The sequence below is a fragment of the Pelagicoccus enzymogenes genome (assembly GCF_014803405.1).
Taxonomy (GTDB): domain Bacteria; phylum Verrucomicrobiota; class Verrucomicrobiia; order Opitutales; family Opitutaceae; genus Pelagicoccus; species Pelagicoccus enzymogenes.
Genome location: NZ_JACYFG010000061.1, coordinates 184,593 through 209,662 on the forward strand (window position 1 = coordinate 184,593; position 25,070 = coordinate 209,662).

General features: G+C 55.9%; 17 protein-coding genes. 12 read left to right on the plus strand and 5 right to left on the minus strand.

Translation table 11 applies throughout. The features are described from left to right. Positions 1–123: 123 nt before the first annotated feature. The 8 genes from IEN85_RS23575 to IEN85_RS23610 all read left to right on the plus strand — a co-directional run bounded on the left by IEN85_RS23575 (position 124) and on the right by IEN85_RS23610 (position 10,087). The gene (locus IEN85_RS23575; RefSeq protein ID WP_191619577.1) at positions 124–987 is read left to right on the plus strand and encodes a pectinesterase family protein; all 864 of its coding nucleotides are present in this window, start codon (positions 124–126) and stop codon (positions 985–987) included. Between the two features lie 195 nt (positions 988–1,182). After that, a complete protein-coding gene (locus IEN85_RS23580) occupies positions 1,183–2,622 on the plus strand; it encodes a hypothetical protein (protein WP_224772910.1) in 1,440 nt (479 codons plus the stop codon). Between the two features lie 14 nt (positions 2,623–2,636). Then, a complete protein-coding gene (locus IEN85_RS23585; RefSeq protein ID WP_191619578.1) occupies positions 2,637–4,112 on the plus strand; it encodes a DUF1593 domain-containing protein in 1,476 nt (491 codons plus the stop codon). A gap of 34 nt (positions 4,113–4,146) precedes the next feature. Then, on the plus strand, positions 4,147–5,613 hold the full coding sequence (locus IEN85_RS23590; RefSeq protein WP_191619579.1) for a glycoside hydrolase family 140 protein: 1,467 nt from the start codon (positions 4,147–4,149) through the stop codon (positions 5,611–5,613). A 20-nt stretch (positions 5,614–5,633) separates the two neighbouring features. Beyond that, positions 5,634–7,010 carry a glycoside hydrolase family 88/105 protein gene (locus IEN85_RS23595; RefSeq protein WP_191619580.1) on the plus strand — a complete coding sequence of 459 codons (1,377 nt, stop codon included), beginning with the start codon at positions 5,634–5,636 and terminating at the stop codon, positions 7,008–7,010. Between the two features lie 38 nt (positions 7,011–7,048). Next, the gene (locus IEN85_RS23600; protein WP_191619581.1) at positions 7,049–8,476 is read left to right on the plus strand and encodes a nucleoside hydrolase-like domain-containing protein; all 1,428 of its coding nucleotides are present in this window, start codon (positions 7,049–7,051) and stop codon (positions 8,474–8,476) included. A gap of 3 nt (positions 8,477–8,479) precedes the next feature. Next, positions 8,480–9,154, plus strand: a complete 675-nt coding sequence (locus IEN85_RS23605) for a LamG-like jellyroll fold domain-containing protein (protein ID WP_191619582.1) — start codon at positions 8,480–8,482, stop codon at positions 9,152–9,154. A 75-nt stretch (positions 9,155–9,229) separates the two neighbouring features. After that, positions 9,230–10,087 (plus strand): hypothetical protein, encoded by an 858-nt coding sequence (locus tag IEN85_RS23610; RefSeq protein WP_191619583.1) that lies wholly within the window; start codon positions 9,230–9,232, stop codon positions 10,085–10,087. A gap of 12 nt (positions 10,088–10,099) precedes the next feature. On the opposite strand, the gene IEN85_RS23615 is transcribed toward IEN85_RS23610, so the two are convergent. From IEN85_RS23615 to IEN85_RS23635, 5 genes are all read right to left on the minus strand, one after another. Then, a complete protein-coding gene (locus tag IEN85_RS23615) occupies positions 10,100–11,476 on the minus strand; it encodes a pectate lyase (protein WP_191619584.1) in 1,377 nt (458 codons plus the stop codon). A 145-nt stretch (positions 11,477–11,621) separates the two neighbouring features. Beyond that, positions 11,622–15,017 (minus strand): TonB-dependent receptor, encoded by a 3,396-nt coding sequence (locus IEN85_RS23620; protein ID WP_191619585.1) that lies wholly within the window; start codon positions 15,015–15,017, stop codon positions 11,622–11,624. Between the two features lie 1,313 nt (positions 15,018–16,330). Continuing rightward, positions 16,331–19,795 carry a hypothetical protein gene (locus IEN85_RS23625; protein WP_191619586.1) on the minus strand — a complete coding sequence of 1,155 codons (3,465 nt, stop codon included), beginning with the start codon at positions 19,793–19,795 and terminating at the stop codon, positions 16,331–16,333. Between the two features lie 441 nt (positions 19,796–20,236). Further along, complete coding sequence (locus IEN85_RS23630) at positions 20,237–20,731, minus strand: site-specific integrase (RefSeq protein ID WP_191619587.1); 495 nt, start codon at positions 20,729–20,731, stop codon at positions 20,237–20,239. Then, a complete protein-coding gene (locus IEN85_RS23635; RefSeq protein WP_191619588.1) occupies positions 20,701–21,543 on the minus strand; it encodes a hypothetical protein in 843 nt (280 codons plus the stop codon). The genes IEN85_RS23630 and IEN85_RS23635 overlap by 31 nt, the downstream gene beginning before the upstream one ends. Before the next feature lie 44 nt (positions 21,544–21,587). Between IEN85_RS23635 and IEN85_RS23640 the strand changes: the two genes are divergently transcribed. The 4 genes from IEN85_RS23640 (at position 21,588) to IEN85_RS23655 (ending at position 25,022) form a co-directional block, all read left to right on the plus strand. Beyond that, complete coding sequence (locus IEN85_RS23640) at positions 21,588–22,121, plus strand: phospholipase D family protein (RefSeq protein ID WP_191619589.1); 534 nt, start codon at positions 21,588–21,590, stop codon at positions 22,119–22,121. 28 nt (positions 22,122–22,149) lie between these two features. Then, positions 22,150–22,455: a hypothetical protein gene (locus IEN85_RS23645; RefSeq protein WP_191619590.1), complete on the plus strand. Its 306-nt coding sequence runs from the start codon at positions 22,150–22,152 to the stop codon at positions 22,453–22,455. A gap of 66 nt (positions 22,456–22,521) precedes the next feature. Next, on the plus strand, positions 22,522–23,436 hold the full coding sequence (locus IEN85_RS23650; protein WP_191619591.1) for an AEC family transporter: 915 nt from the start codon (positions 22,522–22,524) through the stop codon (positions 23,434–23,436). Between the two features lie 326 nt (positions 23,437–23,762). Beyond that, positions 23,763–25,022 carry a vanadium-dependent haloperoxidase gene (locus tag IEN85_RS23655; protein WP_191619592.1) on the plus strand — a complete coding sequence of 420 codons (1,260 nt, stop codon included), beginning with the start codon at positions 23,763–23,765 and terminating at the stop codon, positions 25,020–25,022. Positions 25,023–25,070 lie beyond the last annotated feature (48 nt).

Genomic DNA, 25,070 nt, shown 5'->3' on the forward strand with positions numbered 1-25,070 from the left:
ACATAAATGAAAACCCAAGCCGCCCAACTCTGTTCGACTATTGGCTTCGCAGTCAGGCATCTTGCTTTTGCCAGAAACGCTTTGTCTATACCGCACAAAGTCATCCGAGCCAAATACCAAATAATGGGATTACTCTCACTGATGTTTATCGGCCTCTCCGACGGGCGAGCTGAAAGGGATCACTACGTCGTCGCAGCCGACGGCAGCGGAGAGTTCGCAAGCGTGCAAGAAGCCATAGACGCATGTCCTAGCAACAGAACCGCTCGATTCGTCATCTACATCAAGCCGGGAACCTACAAGGAAAAGATCCGCATTCCCGCCGACAAGACCATGCTAAAGCTAGTCGGCGAATCCTACCAAAGCGTGATCCTCACCTACGATCACCATGCCAAAATTACCAGCGACTACGCGAGTACCAGAGTTTACGCCAACGACTTCTACGCTGAGAATATCACCTTCCAAAACACCATCGATAGCCGACGTGGCGGTAGCCAAGCCGCAGCCCTTCGAGTCGATGGAGACCGGGCTGTTTTCTACCGTTGTAGGATGACCGGCTTCCAAGACACCTACTATTTGGGCGGAAATCACCGTTCCTATAACAAAGAGTGTATCATAGAAGGCACTACAGACTTTATCTACGGAGACGGGATATCCCTTTTCGAAGATTGCACCATCCGTCTGCGCAAGGACTCCCACATCACCGCCCACAGCCAAAGGCTGGTCGACGGAATGCCAGTCAACAAATTCGGCTACGTATTCAAAAACTGCCGTATCCAGCTCTACCCGGGAGAGACCGTAACCAAAGCCTCTCTCGGGAGGCCTTGGAGAGAAGGGGCCCGTGTGGCATACCTATATTGCCACCTCGGCGAACAAATCAGGCCCGAAGGCTGGTCCGTCTGGAACCAAAATTCCAACCATGAAACCGCATTCTTCGCCGAATACCGCAACTCGGGGCCAGGAGCTAACCCCAGCGAACGATTGCCGTGAACCCACCAGCTTACCGATTCCGAGGCAGCCGCCTATAACCGAGAGAATATCTTCCGCGCGGACACCACCACCGCCGTTACGCTGGAGGGAGATTGGGTTCCTGAAATCGAACCGACGCCCAGCATTCCCAGCGTTACAAACCCGCGATAAGTCACCTTCGAGTTTAGCAAGCAATCAGTACCAATAAATAGCCCCATGTATCCAAAAACTCTATTCATCGTTCTACTCGCCTTCCTAAGTCTTTCCCAAAGCCACGGAAATTCAGGAACGCAGCTCGCGTTTCCAACCGCGGAAGGCTACGGCAAGTACACCGTCGGCGGACGAGGCGGAAAGGTATTCGCCGTGACCAACCTCAACGACTCTGGCGAAGGCAGCCTCCGGGCCGCCATCGAGGCCGAAGGTCCCCGTACCGTCGTATTCAGAGTATCAGGTACCATCGTCCTTGAAAGCGATCTAAGAATCACCAACCCATACCTCACCATCGCCGGACAAACCGCCCCCGGAGACGGCATTACGCTCAGGCGCCGCCCTCTACTCATCGACGCGGACGAAGTAATCATTCGCTACATCCGCGTTCGCTTGGGCGACGAGGCGGGCGACTTTCCCGATGCCATCACCAGCAGGTACACCAAAAACCTAATTTTGGATCACGTTTCCGCCAGCTGGAGTATCGACGAAACCATGACGATTTACCATGGTGAGCATACCACCGTGCAATGGTGCATTATTTCTGAAAGCCTCTACGAATCTAACCACGCTAAAGGAAACCACGGTTTCGGCGGCATCTGGGGATCCAACTACAGCAGCTACCACCATAACCTGATTGCCAGCCACTCCAACCGCAGCCCTCGCTTCGCTTCTGGCAGCGGGAACGTCGACTACCGCAACAACGTAGTCTACAACTGGGGCTACGCCTCGACCTACGGCGCTGAGAACGTTCAGCAATCGAATCGAGAGAAATTCAACTTCTCGAACATCAACATGGTTGCCAATTACTACAAGCCTGGTCCCGCGACCTTGCCAGGCGCCATCAGCCACCAACTAGCCGCACCCTGGTCCCGCAATGGAGACAGCGACTACGGGAAATGGTACATCGCCGACAACGTCATGGTCGGTAGCGAGGCCGTTACCAGCGACAACTGGAAAGGCGTTGTGCCATCCCTAACCGCAATCAATGGAGTGCAGAAGCACAATCCGAACAACCTCTCTGCCATCCCAAGTTTGAAGCTTTTAGCGCCCTGGCCCGCCATGCCGATCCGTCAGCAAACAGCCGAAGAAGCTTATCTTTCCGTCCTCGCCGAAGCCGGAGCCAAGGTTCCCTCCCGCGATTCCGTCGACCTCCGGATCATAGATGAAGTGAAAAATGGATACGCAACCTACAAAGGCCTGACCTACGAGAACGACCACGAACTCGCCGCCCCCTCCCAAATGCACGGCATCATTGATTCTCAAAACGATGTCGGCGGCTGGCCCGTGCTACAAAGCCTTCCCGCCCCAGTCGATTCCGACTCAGACGGCATGCCCGACGCATGGGAAAACGCTCACGGCCTCGACCCTCTGAACCCAAGCGACGGGAACCAGATAGGCCCTGGTGGATACACTCAACTCGAAATTTACTTGAACAGCATCATCTAGATCGAACTACCCATATGAAAAACATCATAGTTCCCCTCTCCCTCTCCTGTTTCGCCTCGTTCCTCAGCTTCGCTGCCGATTCCCCATCTAATAGCCAACCAGCAAACGTCGCGGAGAAGACCCGCGTCATCGTCACCAGCGACGGCGAAGTCGACGACGAATGCTCCCTCGTCCGCTTCCTTCTCTACACCAACGAATGGGACGTCGAGGGCATCATCACCTCTAGCTCGCAATACCACTGGCAGGGACATCGCTGGGCGGGCGACGACTGGGCACTGCCCTATCTCGACGCATATGAGACGGTCTACCCAAATCTCGTCAAACACGATCCAGAGTACCCAACTCCTGAATACCTCAGAGAACGCACCCTGCTCGGCAACGTGAAGGCAGAAGGCGAGATGGATGAAATAACTCCCGGGTCGCAACGCATCGTCGAAGCCCTCTTGGACACATCCGACCCACGTCCCATCTGGCTGCAAGCCTGGGGAGGTACCAACACCATCGCACGCGCCCTCAAGACCATCGAGGAGTCTCACCCCGACCGCATGGCTGAAGTAGCCGAAAAAATCCGCTTCTACTTCATTTGGGAGCAGGACGAGACCTACCAAACCTACATCCTGCCGAGTTGGGGACAGTTCAATATCCCAACCATCATCTCCGACCAATTCTGGGCCGTGGCGTACCAATGGAATAAAATCCTCCCCGAAAACGAACAACGCTACCTGCGAGCTGACTGGATGAAAGCCAATATCCTCGAAGGGCACGGTGCCCTTTGCTCACTCTACCAGGCCCACGTGCCCGGCAGCTACGGATTGAAGGGAGACCTTGACTTTACCCCGGGCGATTTCCGCTCGGAAGGCGATTCACCAGCCTTCCTGCACACCATCCCCACGGGCCTACGCAGTCTTGAGTCTCCCGATTACGGAGGTTGGGGCGGTCGCTACACCCTCGTTCGCGGCAACACATGGCTCGACCCCGTACAGGAATCTGGATACGAATACCCGGAAGGTCGCTGGTACACTGGCTCTGCTTGGGGCAGAATGTACATGCGAGAACGCTTCCCCGAAGACCAAGACCTCATGGATGCCTACTTCAAACCCATGTGGAGATGGACCACCGCCTTGCAAAACGATTTCGCAGCGAGAGCGGACTGGTGCGTCAACTCCTTCGAGGACGCCAACCACCCTCCTGTCGTCAAACTGGCCCACGCCCTCGACTTGAGGGCCAAGCCCGGGCAAAAGGTGTCGCTTAGCGCAAACGGCACGAGCGATCCAGACGGCGACAAACTCAAGTATCATTGGTGGCAATACGCCGAAGCTGACTCCTATGCGGGCTCGATCTCTATCTCCAACGCAAACAAACGAAACGCCTCCTTCAAGGTTCCAGCCAACGCCGCCAAGGGAGAAACCATACACGTCGTCTGTGAGGTCACCGATGCCGGCTCACCAAACCTGACTCGCTACCAGCGCGTCATTATCACCGTCGAATAAGCAATCAGCCCATACCTCAGCCAATCCTGTACACATGAAAAGAACCATTCAAACCGCTCTTTCGCTCCTTGCCATTTCCCCCTCCCTCCAGCTCTCCGCCGCGGATTGGGAAGAACACGGCAAACTAGAAGTCGTAGAAAACGCCCATCACATCCAACATGAAGATGGCACCCCTTTTCTTTGGGTCGGCGACACCGCCTGGGGCATGTTCCAGCAGCTCACCCGCGAAGAGGTAGACCTTTACCTCGACCACCGCCAAGCCCTCGGCTTCACGGTTATCCAATCCGTAGCTCATTGGTCTCCCCATGGTGGCGGCATCGACCGGAGCCCCGACAACGCTCGCAACGCCTATGGCCACAGCCCCTTCACTGGCACGGAAAGCGAGCCCAACACCGCCGAACCGCTCGTCGTGAAAGGAGGCAGCTCGACCCGACCCAACGACTATTGGGACAACGCCGACTACGTTGTCGAAGCCGTTCGAAAACGGGGTATGTACCTAGCCCTGCTTCCGTGCTGGGCAGCCGAGCTGGTGACTGGGAAAAATGAATACAACATCGAGGAGGCCAAAGCTTACGGGACCTTCCTCGGAAATCGCTACCAAGATGAGCCCAACATTATTTGGGTGCTAGGTGGCGATACCAAGGCCATGCTCAAGGGATTCGACAAAAACCAGAACTACCACGACTACGACAACCGAGCGATCTACCGTTCCATGGCCGAGGGCCTTGCAAAAGGTGTTACCGGCCAAAGCCCCGCTTGGAGCAAAAAGCACCCAGCGTGGGACGAGCTCTTTCTCACGTATCACCCAGATGGAGACTCGCGCTACAACTCTTCCCTTTGGTTCCACCAAGACCCTTGGCTCGATGCCAACGGGGTCGAAGTTTGGAAGGAAGTCGACGAAGTGCACCGCATCATGCTCGACGAATACGAGCGCGTCGATCCCATCAAACCCTCGCTTTTCCTCGAAGGGTCCTACGAATACGGCACCTATCGCCATGAGTGCGGCTGGGTCACGCCCGTACGCATCCGCCGCCAGTTCTACCAAACCTTCTTCGCCGGTGGCGCTGGACACACCTACGGAGCTGGCCCCATCTGGGCGATGCGAGGGTCCGAGGGCGACTATAATTGTGGATACACTTGGCAACAAGCCCTCGACTTCCCCGGAGCTCGCCAAGTCGCGGTGATTGGACAGGAGTTCCTGCGCGAGCACAATTGGTTCGAATGGGTACCTGACGGACGCCTCGTTGGCGCTGTAGGCCTAGGCGAGGACCTAAAAGCCGCCGCCTCCACCAAAGATGGAAAGCTGGCCCTCGTCTACTTTGGCAACAATACCCATACCTCGATCAACAACATCCTGGAAGGCCCAGCCCAGGCCCACTGGTTCTACCCCCGCGACGGACAGACCCAAAAAATCGATACCTTCCAAAAGGGCGAATCACGAGACCTAGCGCCCCCCGCCAAATGGGAGGACGCCATCCTCGTCCTGCGCCTCGCTGACTAAATCGAAAGCATTCAATTAACATGATCCATTCCCTGGCGAAACAAATCGCGGCCGCTAGCCTCGTCGCGACGGCATTATCCGCCGCCCTAAACGCCCAAGAGAGCAAATTCGAGCGCGTCCCCAACTACTCGGTTCCCTACGAGTATCCAGAGGTTGATGACATCAAAGCGACGCTGGACCGCGTGCGAGCCTACTACGACTCGACCAGCTCCCGTGGTATTATCGACCGCGAGAGCGGAGAGGTGATTAACGATTTTTCCACCCCCAATAAAAACGCTCGGGTTGCGCCCGGATTCGCCAGCGAGTGGTCCTACACCAACGGCGTCGTGCTATCCGCATTTGAGTACATTCACGATGTCACGAGCGACGAATCCTACCTCGCCAACAGCTCCGAATTTTTCGATCTGGTCGCCAGCACCTTTCCCTACTTCGAGAAAAATCGCGAGGCCTTCGGTTCGGATGTCCGAGGCTGGGGCCGCATGCCCAACTACCACGCCCTCGACGACTGCGGATCGATCACCGCGGCGATGATCAAGACGTATTTGAAAAATGGAAACAAGGACTACCTGCCCATCATCAAAAACACCGCTGACTACATTTCGCACAAGCAACTCCGGCTCGAGGACGGCACCCTCGCCCGCCACCGTCCCCAATACGTATCCATTTGGGCTGACGATATCTACATGAGCGTCCCCTTCCTCGCAAACATGGGCAAGCTCACCGGCGACACGAGCTACTACGACGACGCGATTCGCCAGATCCTGCAAATGGCAGAACGACTCTATGTTCCCGAAAAAGAGCTCTTTGACCATGGCTGGAGCATCACCTCTGGCGACTACGATCCGCGCTTCTTCTGGGGGCGTGCCAATGGCTGGACCATCATGTCCATGGTCGAGGTCCTAGAAGTTGTGCCCGAGGGACATCCCGGCCGCGACGAGGTTATGCACCTCTACCGCTCCATGGTTCGCAGCTTGGCTGGACTGCAAAGCGGCAGCGGCTTCTGGCATAACATGCTCGATAAGACGGATACCTACCTCGAGACCTCCTGTACCGCCATGTTCACCTTCGCCATCGCCAAAGGAATCAACGAGGGCTGGATCAACCACGTCTACGGCCCAGTCGCCCTCACCGGTTGGAACGCCGTCAATACCCGCATCCTCGAGGACGGTGCCGTAGACGGTACTTGCGAAGCCACTACCTTCGCTCACGACAACACCTACTACTACAATCGCGGAGCCAGCATCCACGCCACGCACGGTTACGGCCCTACCCTTTACGCAGGAGCCGAAATGATCCGCCTATTGCAAAACGAAAAACTCAAGGTCGACAAAGCTCGCCCAGGCGCGGTCAACAGCACCTACCACTACAAACTCAAAAGCGAATGGCCCGAGGAATAGGGCACCAACTCACATTGCAGAACACAGGAGACACACTCATGAAATTTCCCGTATTGAAAAATACCCTACTTAGCCTCCTCGCTAGCTTTGCCGCCCTCGCCGCGGCGACCGAAAAGCCTCGGCTTTTCGTCCTCACTGACATCGGTGGCGATCCGGACGACCGCATGTCGATGGTGCGGCTGATGACCTACTCGAACCACATCGACATCGAAGGCCTGGTCGCAACGCCTCCGGGCGGAAGCACCCGCCCGGTCCATCCGAAATACATCCAAGACATCGTCACCGCCTTCGGAGAAGTTCGCGACAACTTGGAACTGCACGAACCCGGGTTTCCAAGCGAAAGCCACCTTCGCTCCTGCATCGCCTCGGGACTGCCTCTGGGCAACATGGAAGCGGTCGGCGAAGGCAAGGACTCCGCGGGCTCCGAGCTGCTCATCGCCGCCACCGACCGCGACGATCCACGTCCCCTCTGGGTTAACGTTTGGGGCGGTCCCAACGTCCTTGCCCAAGCCTTGTACAAGGTTCGCTCCACCCGCAGCCCGGAAGAGCTCGCCAAGTTCGTCGCCAAGCTCCGCGTCTATGCCATCTCCGACCAAGACAGCAGCGGTCCCTGGATTCGCAAAGAATTTCCCGAACTCTTCTACATCGTCACCCCCGGCGTCAACGCTGGCGGCGGCTTCCACCACGCCACCTGGATCGCCATCGGCGGCGACAAGTTTCACGGCCGCTTCGGCGGAGCCGACTTCCAGCTGGTTTCCAACGAGTGGCTCGAGCGCAACATCCGCTCCAAGGGTCCGCTCGGAGCCGAGTACCCACATTGGGAATACATGATGGAGGGCGACACCCCCTCCTTCCTCAACCTCGTCAACAACGGCCTAAGCGTGCCCGAACGCCCGGACTGGGGCGGCTGGGGCGGACGCTACGAACTCTACACGCCTCGCACAGAGAAGTGGTTCCTCGAGCCGGAGACCCGCCCCATCTGGACCAACGTGCAAGACGAAGTCCTCGGCAACGACGGCGAATGGCATACCACCAACCACGCCACCATCTGGCGCTGGCGCGAAGCCTACCAAAACGATTTCGCCGCCCGCATGGACTGGACAATCAAATCCTACGATGAGGCCAACCACCCGCCTGTGGCAAAACTCGACCACCCCGCCTACCTCAAAGCCAAACAAGGAGAACGCGTGGATCTCAGCGCCCTCGCCTCCAGCGATCCCGACGGGGACGCACTCTCCTTCCATTGGTTCTGCTACGAAGAGCCCGGCACCCGTCGCATGTCCAACTCCCGCAGCGGAAACAAGCACGACATCGTCGGCTTCGACCAAGCCCAAGCCCACCTCACGGTGAAGACCAGCCGCGTCATGCCACCCGGCACCGGCACCATGCACATCATCCTCGCCGTCACCGACCACGGCACGCCACGTCTCACCCGCTACCAACGCGTAATCATCGACGTCGAGTAAGCTATGGCTTTTAAACATATCCACCTTTCAACTACAATCTACCTACTCGCTCTCACGGCCCATTCCGCGAATGCCCAGACGGACTCCATCGTCTGGCGCCTCGACAATCTAGAATCGCTCGACGGCAACACACTCGCAGTGGAAGGAAGCCCTCGCCTCATCGATACGCCACGCGGCAAGGCCATCGAGTTCGACGGCGTGGACGACGCCCTTATCCTAGACGTGCATCCGCTCGAAGGGTGGTCACGCTTCACCGTTGAAGTTGTCTTCAACCCCTACTCGGACGGCCCCGCCGAACAGCGTTTCTTCCACATGCAGGAAAACGAGACGGATTCCCGCGTCATGTTCGAAACCCGAATCGTCGACGGCAGTCACTGGTTTCTCGATACATTCATCAAGTCCAGACAGCAAACAGTCGTAAACTATGCCCAGGACCATCTGCACCCAACGGGCAAGTGGTACCATGCAGCCATCGTAGTAGATGGAAAAACCTTCAAGCACTACGTCGATGGTAAACTTGAAATAAGCCAAGAGCTCGACTACGTCGCCCAAGGAGACGGCCATATGTCCCTCGGCGTCCGAATCAATCGAGTCAATTGGTTTAAAGGCGCCATCCGCACCATTCGCTTCACCCCTCACACTCTCGCCCCAGACGTATTCCTTACCGCTGAGGACTGATACGAAATTCAGCGAAGTCTCCGCAACAAAACCTCCGACAAAGCCCCGCCCCAACGATAAGCATCATCCAAATCTATGAAATTTTCATTTCTATTTTTCGCGGCCCTCGCGCTATGGGTCCAAGCCACTCCCTCAATCCGCGCCCAAAACGTTAAACTCACCGAAGCCGAGTGGCACGGCACTGGTTGTTACAAGATCGAGATGCCTATGGGCATCGTTTATTTCGAGAAAGACAACGGCGTCTCAGGCTTCAAAAGCTTCATCGACAACGAAGGAAACGACTGGGTCGCCTCCTACCTACCTCCCGGTCCCAATGGAAACTTCCGCGGTTTCCCCAATAGCGTGGGCAACTTCGGCCACGCCGGACGCGATAGCGGTTCCACCACAACCATCGTCGACGGCATCACAGAAGGCGAACGCGTCATCCTCGAATCGACCAACGGCACTTTCACTTTCCAGTATTGGTTTTTTCCTGACAGAGTCGCGATCAAAGTGCTGAAGTCCGAGGGAGACTACAACTTCCTGCTCGAGTGCGTGGCTGGCGGCTTCGCGGACGCCGAGGACTACTTCGTGACCGCCGACGGGATCAAACGCATCCCGACGGTCGAGGGCGAGCTCGACGACTTCACTCCAGAATGGGTCTACATCGGCGACCCCAAAGCGAAAAACGTCCTCTTCTTTGCTAAATCGCCGGACGACGACGCTCCCAACGAAAACCACCGCCAAATCCGCAAAGGCGATATCCACAATATGGACCTCTACGGTTTTGGCCGCACGGGAACCGAGCACGGCTACAAGGTCTACGGCATGAGCGGCAATGAACACATCTGCATTATCGGATTTACCGAAGCGGACCGTACCCACGAAGAAATGACAAACCTCATCGAGGGGTATCTAGAAGCGCCTTTCGCATCGAACGCTGAGACAAACTAAGAGAGTGAGGCTTTAACGGGCCAAACGATCATTCAATTCGATGTACTCGCAAAGCACGGCGACATTTCGATTGAACACAGCACTGCTTATTCGATCCATCTCCGTGTATTCGCCGTTCCAACGTTGGCCCTTCGGCAGGGTCGCCTTGAAACGGTCGTTACGCGAGATCCACGCGCCGGACGATTCCTGCGCTTCGATGATCTTCTTAACGGATTGAGACAAGGCCGCCAAGCGTTTCTGCGCAGCCTCGCCTGAGAGCTCCGCCGTTTCCAGCTGCATCAAGCCTTCTTGCCCATGCTCCAGCGCAAGTTCGTACCGTGCAGTTCCTGCTTCCAAAGCCGAGGATATATTAATCTCGTAGGCGTATCCGGTAGCCCGCTCCGGATGTAGCTCCGCGATACTCTTCACCCGTTTACGCCCGCGGTCGTAGTAGAGAGCTTTATTGGTTCCGATCTCAACGAAACGCGCCCATTTTCCGTTCTCCAAACGGATTTCCCTGAGCCAACGCAAAGCATCCGGAATCGGCTCCAGCAAGGTATCGTCGCCTAGGCAAAGATAAAGATCGATCAGTGTATCCACATTCTTGATCGTAACGGCAGGACAAAGAGACGCGGGCTCGAAAGTCCGAGCCCAAGCAGGCTGTAGGAATTCGTTGTATTGCTGAGCCCAGCCGGGTTGAGGCGGAGGCAATTGCGATACCACGAGAAAACGGGCTACGCGGCGCAAGCTTTTCTCAATCTCCGGATCATCTCCGTAGTGGTTGAAAGCCTCAATCATCACCCGTACGCAGTCATTGATACCACCATCGTTGAAAGTAGCGAAATCGTGATAATTGCCCCTCTCTGGGTACAAATGCGGCCAGCCACCGTTGCTCAACTGCGTCGCAATCATCATGTCTACCGCTCTGCGGGTGGCTTTGGAGAGAGAGTCATCGTCGACCGCAGCATCCATAGCCAATAGAAAACTGATAGCGGACTGGCTTTGATTGTCGTCGAAGCTGACCGTCTCGTTGCTCAAGTCGGCAAAGTCGATCGTATGGTCCCAGCCGCCGTGTTTGTTTTGCCCGCGAATCAATGCATTTGCCGCAGCCATGGCGGCATCCAAAGCAGTCCTGTCGCCAGTTACCTGATACGCCCGTAAAAACGATTGGCCAACCGCTGGCGTGCCTGGCGGCTGCACTTCGATGGTATGCGCGTCCTTCGGCCCCTCTCCCCAACGCAGCGAGAGGTCGGGAGTCACGTGATAGACGTATCCACCATGCGAATTCAGAGTCTGAAAGTAAGCGACTCCTTTATGCAAGGAAGCGACAGCTTGATCACGGAACGATTCGGCTCTGAGGGTGCACGAAAGAAAAAACAAAAAGATACAGGGGATGTAGTTCGTTTTCATGGAACTGGCTTCTTCCTAATACTTAAAACCATACACTCTCCTTGCTAGAACGCCAGCGTAAGACGCATCCTAAGCTTCACTATTACAGAATAAAACCGCCACTCTGAAGAGTGGCGGCGTTACCTATTGATGTTTATACCAAAGATTACATATCAAACGAAGCTGAGAGAATAAACTGACGGGGATCGATGATTCGATAGACAGAGGTCGATCCATCGAGGAAGGCCTTCGTGGCCTGCAGACTGCCACCATCTTCGAATGCGTTCTTCACGTTGAGCTGGAAGCTCGCATTCACCTTGTCGTCGAAGAGCTTGGTCTTGTAGCTGACGAAAAGGTCTACGAAGGTCTCCGCTGGGGAATAAATCGGACGGTAGGTGTCGAGCGTCGTGATCTTGTTCTCCGGAAGGGTCAGGTCCTTAGCTGGATCGTAACCCATTCCATAGAAACCGATATTTGCTTTGTCCATCCAGCGTACGGAAGCGCCGACGCTCATGTTCTTGAACACAGCGTTTTCGCTAATGCCAGCCAAGTTATACTTGGTATTGAATTTGGCGGAGTACTTGCGGATCTGCGGACGCGGGCGACCCACCAGAGCGCGGAACACGGCCAGCGGCGAATCCACATTGGAGATGAAGCGAGCTTCCGCATTCGTATTGTTGTGGTAGGGGCCAATCCCGTCGTTGAACTCGGTGCCTGAGATGTACCACCAGAGCAGATTGCCACCTGGACCTTCTGGGAAATCCGAGTAGTCGCCATCCAGCATGATTGGAGCAACATCGCTCTCGTCCACGTCCGGAGTGGAAAGCCTGTCGACCGGCTTCCAGAAAGTGCGGAGCTGCTCTTGGCCATCGATCGTCACCGTGTCGTGGTAGAAACGTGGATCTTCGATCGTGGTCCAAACTGGCATACGCTTGGCGATATAGTCATCCACTGTTTGGCCAGCGGCCGTGTTGATCGCTTCGTTCTTGGTGACAGAAGCGCTGACGGTCCAGTAGCGATTTGGGTTGAAGTTGATTTCCAACTCGTCGCCCTTGGAGACCATGTCGTTGACCGCCGCGTAGGTGCCATTGTCAGCGAGCTCTTGCAGCCCCTTGTAGAGTTCCACGTCCATTTGCATGAGCGGGGCCATGACCTCGGGTACGTCGTTAGATTTGTCACCTCCTTCACGTCCTTCGAGGTTTCTGAGCAATCTTCTAAGGGACTGGTTATCATTGGAGACGAAGCCATCCATACGCATGATACGTTGGGCCATCGTACTGATATCGCCATCACGCAGGTCGCTCTGCTTGGTGGTGTAATGGACGTAGCGGATGGAGAGTCTTCCATCCATCATGTTCATCCAGAGGCCCTTGTCGGTGGTGGTACCGGTTTGGTTAGGCAGCGGGTTGAGGTCGAGGTCCCAGGCTGGTCCCTTCGCGATGAAGTTGTCCGCTTCGTTGTAGGTGAGGCTCAAGCCACTGACCGCCTCAGCTAGGAACTTGCTGAAACCGCTGCCTCCATCGACTTTTGACTTGAGGAAATCGAGGTCGCGGAACGGGCGCGCCACGATAGAGAGGTTCTCGCTCTTGCCACCGGCTTCGCGCCAGCCTTCGTCCCATCGATTGCTCAGCTCGAAGTCGTACTCTCGAAGATCGGGAGTCAAGCGAGCAAAGGGAGCATTGCGGTCATAAACTGTGTCTTCACGAGTGCCAAAGGTCGCGATTAGCTTTCCGTCGAGCAAGGTGCTCTGAAAAACCACACCCGTGGTCTTGATGACATTCTGCAAGGCCGCTTGACCGGCAGACCCATCGGGACTCGGTGTCCAGCCGACCGCAGACACGTCCGAATTTCTCGAACCTGCTGGTCCCCAATTGAAGGGCACGGTGGCTCCTTCCGGGAAATAGGCCGGCGCGTACTCGATGCCGCCAAATCGGGTGCTACCAACATAGTATTGTTCGTTTAGACGGGAATAGTTCCCTGCAACTCTGTACTCGGGATCAGTATTAGAAGTCGTGCGATTGCCGAGGAGCGTGTTCGACGCGGCATAGGCCTGCTGCCAAGGTGTATCCAAAGCGAGCGCTGAGTGGCGATACGCGAAGTGACGGTTTTGGCGATCCTTGTATTCATAATAACCAACCGCTTGCTGGGTACCCAGCCACTTGGTCCAGCCATCGTCGTCAGCGAAGTTGATACGGTAGACGCCCTGGGCCCGAACCGTATCCCACAGCTGCGACTGGTCGCGCAGGTAGGGCTCGCTGCTCCTCAAGTAAGGCAGGCCGAAGTACGGATTGGGAGATCCATCCAAGTTCACCATATTCACGTCGACCTGCATCTGGCCCACGTTGCTGTTCACGCTCGCTCTCCCCATGGGCTGGTTTTCGATGCGGCTTACGTCCTCGCGCATGAAAGTACCCTGCAAAGCCAAGGTTTGCCTCGGATTGTTTAGGATGAATTGGTCAATCTGAGCCATGTAGATGTTTGTATCATCCCATGCCTTGCTATTGCCCATGAGGTTTATGTCGTCCCAGTTGTACAGAGATCTATCCTCGATAGGACGTGCTAAGGAGTTGAAGAGCGGCTGTTGCGATGCGGAATAAGTATCCGCAGGTCGCGTCGTAAACAAGCCGAGTCCTGTCGTACCCGCTGCGTACGGATCCGTATCGGCCAAGCCGCCTGAAGCATATTTATTGGTGGTCCAATAAGGATCTAGATCCGGAGAGATACGGAAGGTCGAGCGGCTTTCTTCGCCGTTGAAGTAAGATGGCCGACTTGTATAAGGTTCGGTCGAGCCTAAGACATCGCCCTTTCCGTATACATCTCCGTTAGCCATGGTAACCAAGCCAGTGATCGGGTTCCAGCCCGGCATCCCGTCTTCCAACCAATCGGTATAATAGTCACGAGGCGTGGTGAAGTTCGGACGCACGGACTCGTTCTCGTAGTGGTACCAGGAAGCGGCAATGGTCGTATTCTCGAAGGGGCGAGCCTTTACCTGCAAACTGAGACGCTTGGCATCCTCACCCGAAGGCTTGCGGACGAAGCCAGTGTGTTGGTCGGCAAAGCTCAAGCGGACAGCGAAGGAGTCGGACAGCAATCTATTTAAATCGACAGAGGCGCGATAGCCGTCGTAGCTGTCCACCCGCGCTTGCAACTTGGTAAATTCGTGGTTCAAGTTGGCGGTCGCAGGAACTTGATTTACAGTACCGGACGCGTTGCCTAGGCCAAATATATTGGCATTCGGGCCGCGGCTGAGCTCCAAAGAGTCAAGCCAAAGTTTGTCGACAGGAACGCGCCCCGTCATTCCAATATTGTTAAAAGCAATATTCGCATTGCCGATACCGCGTACGCGGTTCGCATTGTTTGGATCAAGACTGACTTGGTCTACCACCGCGCCAGTACGATCCGTTTCGAACAATGAGTAGGAACTCGTCCCTTCCGTGCCGGCCATGTGGTCGAACACATCGTTGATATCGACCATCGCGAAGTCATTCATTTGTTCCGTGGTCATCACGGTGATAGACTGGGCAAGGTCTTCTACTTTCGTATTCAAGCGAGTACCGGACATCGAGTTTGCCTGGAAGTATCCAGTAACATCGGCCACCACTTCGAACGGTGACAGTTCGAAAACTTCATCCTCTGCATCCTCCCCCAAGGGAGGTGCCGTGGTCGAAGTCTGGGCTAAGAGCAAGCCATGCGAAAGCACACAGGCAGTCGCTACCAAAAACGCGGAGCAACGAGGCGCCCCGCGGGGGCATGTATATCTAGTAGATACTGATAGTTTCATATAGTCTGAGGTTATTTTTCCGATCAATAAGGAAACTCCAAAAAACCAAGCACACTCAGCGCAGAGCTGAACCTTAGGTGAGCTCCCTTCGCTAAATATATAAATTGCAAGACATCGCTACCCAGAAAACCATAGCAGTGAGCATACAAAACCTGACGACACTCCTCTGACCACAAAGTGGATCAAAAACCATGCACAAAACGTTCACGTCAGACATGAAGCTCCGAATATATTTGAAAACTGATTAAAACCACTATAACAATCCCCACCCGAAGCTCCACCGACAGAAGACAGGAATGCACTAACGAATCTCTATATTGTTATATAGAAACAGCAAACAAGCGAAGCAACGGATCCTCGATCAAAACAAATAGTTTTATCACTATCTAAAATCATGAGGCCGGCATCAGTACGGCTAGTTCCAACCCCCTCGAGCTACACCCAAGCGCAAGGCCCTTGATATACTCGTGGCTTTAGAACTCGATGACGCTTGACAAATCAACCATCAAAGATGGTGAAATTTGGAGGTAACATAGCTAAACAAATACTGGGGTTGACAAAACCATTTGGGGTCAAAAAGGCTTAGGTTAGATCAGGTGGTGCAACCCGCCTCGTGTAGGGTTTTAGAGTAACCCATATTCTCCCTTATGACCACGCCTAAAGACGCCTAAAACCACCGCGATCCTAAGCTCCTCTCATTTTCCTCCTTCGCCGACGTCTCCATCCACCTAAAGCTACTTCCTGATGGACCTATCTGATGAACCCATCTATTATACTTCAGTCTGCTTCGAGCCGACCCTATCCGTACGAATTGCCCCTAGCCCCTTGTCATTCATAGCACTCAACAAATACCCGCAAGGACTTCACCCTAGCCAACCGTTCAATGGAAACAAATATCCCAGTTTCACTTAAGACGGAAAGGGCATTCAAGAAACAGTGACGGGCATTCAGCGCACATTAATATCACCTGGCGGAGCGTCCGATCCACCGCCAACCGGGCGCTGCATGCAGCAGAGCATTAACCCATCGGAATAAAAAAAATCGCCGCTACTTCGAAAAGTAGCGGCGATCGCCTATATCACTTATTTGGGGAACTAAAGATCGAACGAGGCAGAAAGAATAAACTGCCGCGGATCGATAATTCGGTAAGTCGATGACGTTCCATCAAGAAAGGCGCTCGTGGCCTGCAATCCGCCCCCATTTTCAAACGCGTTCTTCACGTTGAGCTGGAAGTTCGCGTCCACCTTCTCGTCGAAGAGCTTCGTCTTGTAGCTGACGAACAGGTCGACGTAAGTCTCGGCTGGCGAATAGATCGGCCGGTTGGTATCAAGCTCCAGAATCTTGTTTTCTGGAAGCCTCAGGTCCTTAGCCGGATCGTATCCAAGCCCATAGAATCCGATCGAGGCTTTGTCTGCCCAGCGCACCGAACCACCGACGCTCATGTCCTTGAGGAAGGTGTCCTCGCTGATTCCAGCGAGCCTGTACTTGGTGTTGAACTTGGCCGTGTACTCGCGGATTTGTGGCCGTGGACGGCCGACCAAAGCGCGGAATACCGACATCGGCGCATCTACGTTGGACTGGAAACGGACTTCAGGAGACTGGCTCGAATCGTAGTTCACCAGATCTCTGAATTCCTGGCCAACGATGTTCCAGTATAGCAGGTGACCAGTTGGACCAACGGGGAGCTGCGAATAATCGCCTTGCAGGGCGATCGGGCCACCCGCGCTCTCGTCGATGTCCGTAGTGCTCAAGATATCGACTGGAGTGTATGTCGTGCGTGTAAAGCGTGGATCCTCAATAGTGGTCCAAACTGGAACGCGTGCCGCGTAGTAATCGTCTACTGCGGAACCTGCAGCAGTGTTGATCGACTGGTTCTTGGTGACCGACGCGCTGACCGTCCAGTAGCGATTCGGGTTGTAGTTGATTTCCAACTCGTCCCCCGTTGAGGTCAGGTTATTGACTGCAGCATAGGTGTTGTTCGCTACCAGCTCCTTCAAGCCGGAGAACTGATCAACTGGCATTTGCAGCGCCGCTGCCAAAACGTTGTCTGGAGGCGTTTCATTGTCCGAATAGCCCAGCCAACCTTTGGCGTGCCTCATGAGGCTCTGGCGGTCGTTCGCGACCAAACCATCCATACGCATGATGCGCTGGGCCAAGGTGCTAACATCTCCGTTGCGAAGGTCGAGCTGCTTGGTGGTGTAGTGGACGTAGCGTAGCGAAAGCTTGCCTTCCATCATACTCATCCAAAAGCCCTTGTCCGTTGTGGTTCCCGTTTGATTTGGGAGCGGGTTGAGGAAGAGGTCGTAAGCGGGGCCTTGGGCGATGAAGTTGTCCGCTTCGTTGTAAGTAAGGCTCATGCTGCTGATGGCTTCGCCAAACAGCTTGCTGAAGCCGCTACCGCCCTCCGCCTTGGACTTCAAGAAATCTATATCGCGGAAGGGACGGGCAACAAGCGAGATGTTGGTGGTCTTTCCACCCGCTTCGCGCCAACCCTCATTCCACTGGTTCGAGGCCGCGAAATCGTACTCGCGAAGGTCTGAAGTCAGGGTCGCGAAAGGAGCGTTGCGATCATAAACCGTGTCCTCGCGGGTGCCGAAGGTGCCAATCAACCTGCCGTCGAAAAAGGTGCTCTGCAGTACACCGCCGGTGGTCTTGATGACGCTCTGCTTGTTGGCTCCACCGCCGCCACCGTCAGGGCTTGGCGTAAAGCCGATCGGGGAAACATCGTAGTTCATCGAACTTGCCGAAGCCCCCCAAACGAAAGGAAGCGTTGCCCCTTCCGGGAAGTAGGCAGGAGCGTATTCGATTCCTCCATACGGCGTGCTACCGACATAGTATTGCTCGTTGATGCGGGCATAGTTACCAGGAGCGATCGGATAGATGTCCTGTACGTTGGTCTGGGTACGATTGCCCAGCGGAGTATTCAAATTAGCATACTTCTGCTGCCAGGCCGCATCAAGGCTTAGAGCTGAATGGCGGTAAGAGTACTGGCGGTCCTGCCGGTCCTTGTATTCGTAATATCCGACAACCTGCTGGGTACCCAACCACTTGGTCCAACCGTCGTCATCCGCAAAGTTGATGCGATATACACCCTGAGCTCGCGAAGTGTCCCACATTTGCGACTTGTCGCGCAGGTAAGGTTCGTTGCTCCGGAGGTACGGACGACCGAAATACGGGTTCGGGCTGCCATCCAAGTTCACCATGTTCACGTCGACTTGAAGCTGGCCGACGTTGCTGTTGACGCTAGCGGGCCCCATGGGCTGGTTTTCGAGGCGATTGACATCTTCGCGCATGAAGGTGCCCTGAAACGCCAAGGTTTGCTTCGTGTTGTTGAGAATGAACTGGTCGATCTGGGCCATGTAGATGTTCGTGTCGTCCCAGGCCTTGCTGTTGCCCGCCAGATTGATCTCTGTCCAATCGTAGATCGACTTGTCATCGATGGGGCGAACCACCGAATTAAAGAGCGGCTGCTGCGAGGCAGTATAACTATCCGAAGAATTTGTATTCAAAAGGCCAACACCGGAATTAGCGCCAGCGAACGGGTCCGTGCCCGCCACATAGCGACCGATCGCCCAATAAGGATCCGTGTCAGGTGCGATCCGAAAGACCGAACGATTTTCAGGTCCCGCAAAGAACGATGGCGTACCTGTGTACGGCCGTGGGTTGCCGGATGAATCGACACCATTGCCCACGATCGTGCCATCCCGTAGGGTCACCAAACGTGTTATCGGATTCCAGCCAGGCATTCCTGCGTCGACCCAATCGGTGTAGTAGTCGCGAGGGGTGGTGAAGTTCGGGCGTACCGACTCGTTTTCATAGTTGTACCATGAAACCGCCACCGTCGTGTTTTCGAAGGGACGGGCCTTCAACTGAAGGCTGAGGCGCTGGGCGTCTTCTCCAGACGGCTTGCGAACAAAGCCAGTATGCTGTTTCGCGAAACTCAGGCGCACTGCTACATCGTCGGAAAGATGGCGGTTGATGTCTACCGAGGCCCGATGCCCGTCATCGCTGTCGACCCGAAGTTGCGTCTTGATGAACTCGTAGTTGAGGTTGGCGGTGGCAGGCACTTGGTTGACCGTACCTGAAGCGTTGCCGAGACCAAAAATGTTGGCGTTCGGACCACGACTCAGTTCCAACGAGTCCAACCATAGAGGATCGACCGGCACGCGTCCCGTCATCCCGATATTGTTGAAAGCGATATTCGCATTTCCGATACCGCGAACACGATTGGAGTTATTCGGATCCAAGCTTACCTGGTCCACCACCGCGCCCGTACGGTCCGTCTCAAAAAGGGAGTAGGAACTGGTGCCTTCCGTGCTGGCCATGTGGTCAAACACGTCGTTGATATCGACCATGGCGAAGTCGGACATTTGCTCCGTCGTCATCACAGTGATCGACTGGGCGAGGTCCTCCACCTTGGAGTTCAAGCGAGTGCCGGACATGGAGTTCGCCTGAAAATAGCCGGTCGTGTCGGCAACTACTTCAAAGGGTGAAAGTTCGAAGACTTCTTCAGCTTCGAGCCCTCCCGAATTTGGAGCATTGGACGCCTGAGCGATCAACGAGGGGCTGGGAAGGACACACGCGGTGGTTAAAACAAAAGCGGCACGCAAGGGCGTCCCGCGCAGACACAATTTCTGCGAGAAACCGTTAGGGTTCATATAGTTTGCTTTCTAAGTAAGCCTGAGTCCGGGCGGGGTATTTAAGGGGAAACAAAAACCGCTTGCTGCTACCGAGGCTAGCCGCCAATCCTATCATTTTTCCACGCCCCAATCTATCGGTAAACCTAAGGATCTCAGACTGTATTCTAATGCGGCTGATAAGCCCTAGCACGGCCTAGACAAAGACTGCTGACCTCCAGCCCGCTATGAACGATTCCTAGACAGCTCCGACCAGAGGCCAGCACCACCGTCTCGCCCGCGGAAAGCGATGGATCCACCAGACTTCCTCAGTTTTGGGAGAGGAGCCTCAGAGACCAGTGTTGAGGTTTAACGTCCCATTTCTCATCCGAGCGAATCAAGAGCCACCCCTGCGATCGGCTTGAACTTCGAATGCAGGTAATGCGACTCGGTCACCTTGACGGTGCTGTGCCTCAAGGCCCTGCTTGCTTCGCAGCCTCCATAGCGCTCGTTGATCAGCGAACCGAACTCCTTCCTCAGCTCGAGCGTGGGCCGCGGCCGGTCGATACCGTTTTCCCGTAACCAACGATTCAATACGTTCTGAGCTTTCGGAGCCCTGTAGTAGACGTAGGTCACCAAATGGCGCTTCGGGGGACGCTTCGACTCCAGAACGAAGTCCCCCGTCCGCTTCTTGAAGCAATCCTCGAAGAAGGAACAGACCTCCGGCTGCAGGTAGACGGTCCCCTCGGACGGCATCGACTTGAGACCGTAGAACTGGGACTGCTCCACGCGGATGCACCTTTCCTTGAAGTCGAAGGCGGTCCAAAGGAGAAGGTCCGCTTCCGTCCTCAGCAACCCGGCCGCGAGAGCGAGAACCATAAGCTTGTATGATTCCGGATGATCCTGGCGAAGCTCCCTATCCGCCTTTTCAAGCAAGGCGTTGCCATCGATGCCCGCTTGTAGCGGGCGACCTTCTCCTTGAGCAACCGCATCTTTAGTCCCGGCATGGGGTCGGGAAGCGGGATTCGCTCGAGGCGTTCCCGGTGCTCGCCGTTGAAGACGGACTTGTAGGACCTGATGAGCGCGTTGACCGACATGGGAGACGTTCGGGACGACATGGCTCCGCACTTCCGGCCCTTCGAAAGGCTTTCGAAGCAGGCGTTCCTCCAGTTGGTGAAGTCCACTTCCGAGAGGTCGACCAAACGCAGCGACTCGACCTTTTTTCCCCAAGCCCTCTTTCGTTCCAGCGACGCCTTCCTCGTGGGCCTCGGGATTCCCGCAACCTCGGAAGCGAGCGTGAGGACCTTTCTCCGATTGTCGTCGGCGTTCAAGTGGCTGATGCCCGGCCCGTCAACGCAGGCCGCCAAGTATTCGCCATAGGTTGTCGAGACGAGTTCCTCCTCTGAGGAACCGTTCTCGGTTTCGAGCCGCTTGCGGAACCCTTCCTCGAGAGCTTCCCATCCATGGCATAGAATGCTCAGCCAAATCTCGAGAGCCCTCCTCGCGGCGGCCATTCGGCAAAGCGTGCCGAGGCTTATCTCCCTTCGCTCGCCGGCATGCGAGATCCTCGCGTTGTAGGATTCCCCTTCCCTGCGCTTCCCGCCGCTGGAATGCTTGGGCCGATAGACGGCTTTCTTCCAATACTCCAAGGTTCCCTTGCCAAAACCCAGCTCCCCTAAAGGCGAGGGCAATTCTCAGTGGACGCGGGCAGATGTGCCGCGCTATGATTCTCCCAATGCCGCAAACTCGCTTCATCGCTGACCAAGATACTCACAAAGAGGTCATCGTCGAAGCGATCGCCGCCTGCAGTGAATTTCTCTGGATCGCTACCGCGGACATAAAGGACATGCACATCGCTCGCGGGCGGCGCTCCATCCCCTTCTTGCAACGACTGTCGGAACTCGTGGACGAGGGCGTATCAATCCGTTTGATACACGCAAAGGAACCAGGGCCCGCATTTCGAACGGACTACGACCGCTTTCCAAACCTGATTAATGGAATGGAGATGATCCTCTGCCCCAGAGCGCACTTCAAGTCGGTCATCGTGGACGGCAAGGTAGCATACACCGGCAGCGCCAACCTCACGGGGGCTGGCCTAGGAGCGAAGAGCAAAGACCGCCGCAATTTCGAGGGAGGCATCCTTACTGACGACCCCAATCTGATCCGCCCCATCATGCAGCAATTCGACCGGCTCTGGATCGGCGACCACTGCCCTGGCTGCCAGCGCAAGTCACACTGCGTAACCTATCACGAACTGATACAATCCTAGCCCTTCTCAAACCGAACACCTCCTCTATATGAAAGTAACACTCAAACAGATCCCTCCGCTCCCCGCCGCCAAACTTGTCGCCGTCATCTACGGCTGCTTCAGCCTGATCTTCATACCGTTCTTTGCCATCGCGGCGATCGGAGGATTCCTCAGCGGAGAAGAAGGCGCCGGAATCGCCGCCGGGATGGGAATCGTGATGGCGATCCTCATGCCGCTGTTCTACGTGGCGATGGGCTTCGTTGCGACACTCGTCGGATGCTTCATCTACAATATAGCCGCTGGCTGGGTCGGCGGGATCGAACTGGAGTTCGACGAGAGCTCAATCGAATCGTAGGCGCTGGCTCCGAATCGCTAGCGATACGCGCTCGCCAGCTTCCGCAAAAGTAGCAGGATCCTGCTCATGGTCGTCCTGGAAAGCATCGTCCCCGTTCTCCTCCTTATTTTGTTCGGAGGAGCGCTGTCCCGCATGCGCTTCTTCCAGGAGAGTTTCTTCAAAGACTTAAATCGACTGACTTACTACTGGGGCTTGCCCTCCCTGCTCCTGTACAAAGTCGCAGAAATCGACCTGCAAAGCGAGGCAGGCTTAGGATTGCTCTACACCATGCTGATCGTGATCAGCGCATCCATCGCCCTCGCTTACGCCCTAGTTTTCCTGCTGAAAGTTCCTCGCGAATCGATCGGAGCCTTCGTGCAGGGCAGCTATCGCGGCAACCTGGCCTTCGTGGGCTTCCCCGTGGTCTACTTCGCCCTTGGGCAGGAAGGCCTTGACCTTGGAATGTTCACAAGCGGGATCTGTATCCTAACTTACAATACAACAAGCGTAACCTTGCTCATCCTTCATTCGAAGGACAAGAGCGGCAGTCCGTGGCAAGCCATTTGGAAACATGGCCTCCGCAACCCGCTCATCCTCGCCTGTTGTCTGGGATTCGCCCTCAACCTCGCCAGCCTGGAGATTCCCGTCATGGCCCGTCGATCGCTGGTGGCGGTAGGACAGCTCGCCCTTCCCCTCGCCCTGATAGGCTTGGGCGCAGGGCTCAAGCTCGAGGAGCTGAGAGGAAAGCTCAGCCTGTCGGTCATCGCGTCCCTCATCAATGTCGCCTTCAGTCCGCTTCTCGGCTACTTCGTTGGTCGCAGTCTCGGCCTCGATGACACCAGCCTTAAAGTCGCGGTCATCTTCCTGTCCTGCCCCACCGCCGTCTTTTCCTACGTCCTGGCCGAGATGCTCGGCAACGACGGCATAATGGCCCGCAATATCGTGATCCTCAGCACCCTCCTCTCCATCGTCTCTCTTGTCATCGCGATCGCAGCGATCTAGACGCCAGGGCCAACAACAATCTCGAAACACCGCCCCCACAGCCCACAGGTGCTGTTTGGAATCAGGGGCAGCGAACCAAGTTCCCACCCCAATTTCGAGCTTGCCGGAACGCAAAAAAGCGAGCCCTGCCTAACAAGGGCCAAACCGGATACGCCAAAGGCCAGGTCACATGTTAGAGCGCTGCTCGAATTTTTGCCCTTGTGGCGGCCGCGATCCCGTCCAAATTTGAAGCAGTTCTACCCTTAGCTTTCACGGTTCCCCCAGTTATGCGCCGCCGGATGACCTTCCCGTTCCGGCAGAGCAACCACGAAACGAAAACGACGATCATGCTCTCGAAAAAACTTGGTACCCTAGTGGCCTTGCTTGCCCTCGCCACCCATTCGCTCTCAGCCAACAGCGACTCGCTTTCCGTCGAAAGCTGGAACAATCGCGCCCTCGACGCTATCCGCTCATCGCGCACCCCGCCGCCCATGGCTGCCTACGCGTTGGCGCTCTTCCACCTCTCGCTCTACGATACCGTCAATGGCTTCCACGGCGACTACCAGCACTACCTGGTAGAGCCCGAGGCGCCGGAGGGAGCATCCATAGAGGCGGCATACCATACCGCCGCATACGAAACACTAGCCGACCTCTTCAACCAGTCCGTCAACCCCGCCGTATTCCGCAAGGCCTACCAGCAGGAAATCTCGTCCCTCCCCAGAGACGCGTCCTTCGAAAAAGGCGTCGCCTGGGGGAAGCAAGTCGCCGCTGCCTACAAGCAAGTATGCGAAGAAAGCCGCAAGTACGACGCGGTGGAGTGGAAAACCAAGGCGGACGCCGGCATCTGGCGCGAGACGCCGCCATTTTTCCGCCCTGCCTTGTTGCCGCATTGGCCCAACGTCAAGCCGCTCGCCATCGAGTCGCCCGACGCTTTCCGTTGCCCACCTCCCCCTCCGATCGACAGCGAAAAGTACGCCCAGGAATGGGCCGAGGTCAAAGCCCTCGGCGGACGGGACAAGCACGATCGCTCTGGATACGACACCTTAAGCTCCGTCTTCTGGTCAGACGATCTAGGGAGCTCCACCCCTCCCGGCACCTGGAACCTGATCGCCCAGGAAGTCTGCAAGTCGCAAAGCTACGAGTTCTACAAGCAGGTCCACCTCTTCGCCTTGCTCAATCTCACCATGGCCGACGCCGGAATCGCCTGCTGGGACGCAAAGTACTACTACAACTACTGGCGCCCGGAGACAGCTATCCGCCAAGCAGATATCGACAACAACCCTGCCACCGAGGCTGACGAGAGCTGGATACCCCTCATGGGCAGCCCACCGTTTCCAGAATATCCCTCCGGGCATAGCTCCTTCAGCCGCTCAGCCGCCCAGCTCCTAACGCTGTACTGCGGCCGCGACGACATCCCCTTCTCCACCACTTCCGACCAGGTTCCCGGCGCCATCCGCTCCTATCCCGGGTTCGACGCCTGCGCCACCGAAGTCGGCATGAGCCGCCTACACGGCGGTATCCATTTCATGTCCGCGAACCTAGTCGGACAGGAACTCGGCGCCCAAATAGCCCAGTTCGTGCATCAGAACTATCTTCAGCGAAAGTGACAACAGCGGACCTGCCCCAGTCCGCTTTACCCTAGCCTTACCCAACCA

Bases quoted from the DNA above. Each gene is read 5' to 3' on its own strand.
- IEN85_RS23575 (WP_191619577.1), top strand. From the start codon at position 124: ATGGGATTACTCTCACTGATGTTTATCGGCCTCTCCGACGGGCGAGCT.
- IEN85_RS23580 (WP_224772910.1), top strand. From the start codon at position 1,183: ATGTATCCAAAAACTCTATTCATCGTTCTACTCGCCTTCCTAAGTCTT.
- IEN85_RS23585 (WP_191619578.1), top strand. From the start codon at position 2,637: ATGAAAAACATCATAGTTCCCCTCTCCCTCTCCTGTTTCGCCTCGTTC.
- IEN85_RS23590 (WP_191619579.1), top strand. From the start codon at position 4,147: ATGAAAAGAACCATTCAAACCGCTCTTTCGCTCCTTGCCATTTCCCCC.
- IEN85_RS23595 (WP_191619580.1), top strand. From the start codon at position 5,634: ATGATCCATTCCCTGGCGAAACAAATCGCGGCCGCTAGCCTCGTCGCG.
- IEN85_RS23600 (WP_191619581.1), top strand. From the start codon at position 7,049: ATGAAATTTCCCGTATTGAAAAATACCCTACTTAGCCTCCTCGCTAGC.
- IEN85_RS23605 (WP_191619582.1), top strand. From the start codon at position 8,480: ATGGCTTTTAAACATATCCACCTTTCAACTACAATCTACCTACTCGCT.
- IEN85_RS23610 (WP_191619583.1), top strand. From the start codon at position 9,230: ATGAAATTTTCATTTCTATTTTTCGCGGCCCTCGCGCTATGGGTCCAA.
- IEN85_RS23615 (WP_191619584.1), bottom strand. From the start codon at position 11,476: ATGAAAACGAACTACATCCCCTGTATCTTTTTGTTTTTTCTTTCGTGC.
- IEN85_RS23620 (WP_191619585.1), bottom strand. From the start codon at position 15,017: ATGTCCGGTACTCGCTTGAATACGAAAGTAGAAGACCTTGCCCAGTCT.
- IEN85_RS23630 (WP_191619587.1), bottom strand. From the start codon at position 20,731: ATGGTTCTCGCTCTCGCGGCCGGGTTGCTGAGGACGGAAGCGGACCTT.
- IEN85_RS23640 (WP_191619589.1), top strand. From the start codon at position 21,588: ATGCCGCAAACTCGCTTCATCGCTGACCAAGATACTCACAAAGAGGTC.
- IEN85_RS23645 (WP_191619590.1), top strand. From the start codon at position 22,150: ATGAAAGTAACACTCAAACAGATCCCTCCGCTCCCCGCCGCCAAACTT.
- IEN85_RS23650 (WP_191619591.1), top strand. From the start codon at position 22,522: ATGGTCGTCCTGGAAAGCATCGTCCCCGTTCTCCTCCTTATTTTGTTC.
- IEN85_RS23655 (WP_191619592.1), top strand. From the start codon at position 23,763: ATGCTCTCGAAAAAACTTGGTACCCTAGTGGCCTTGCTTGCCCTCGCC.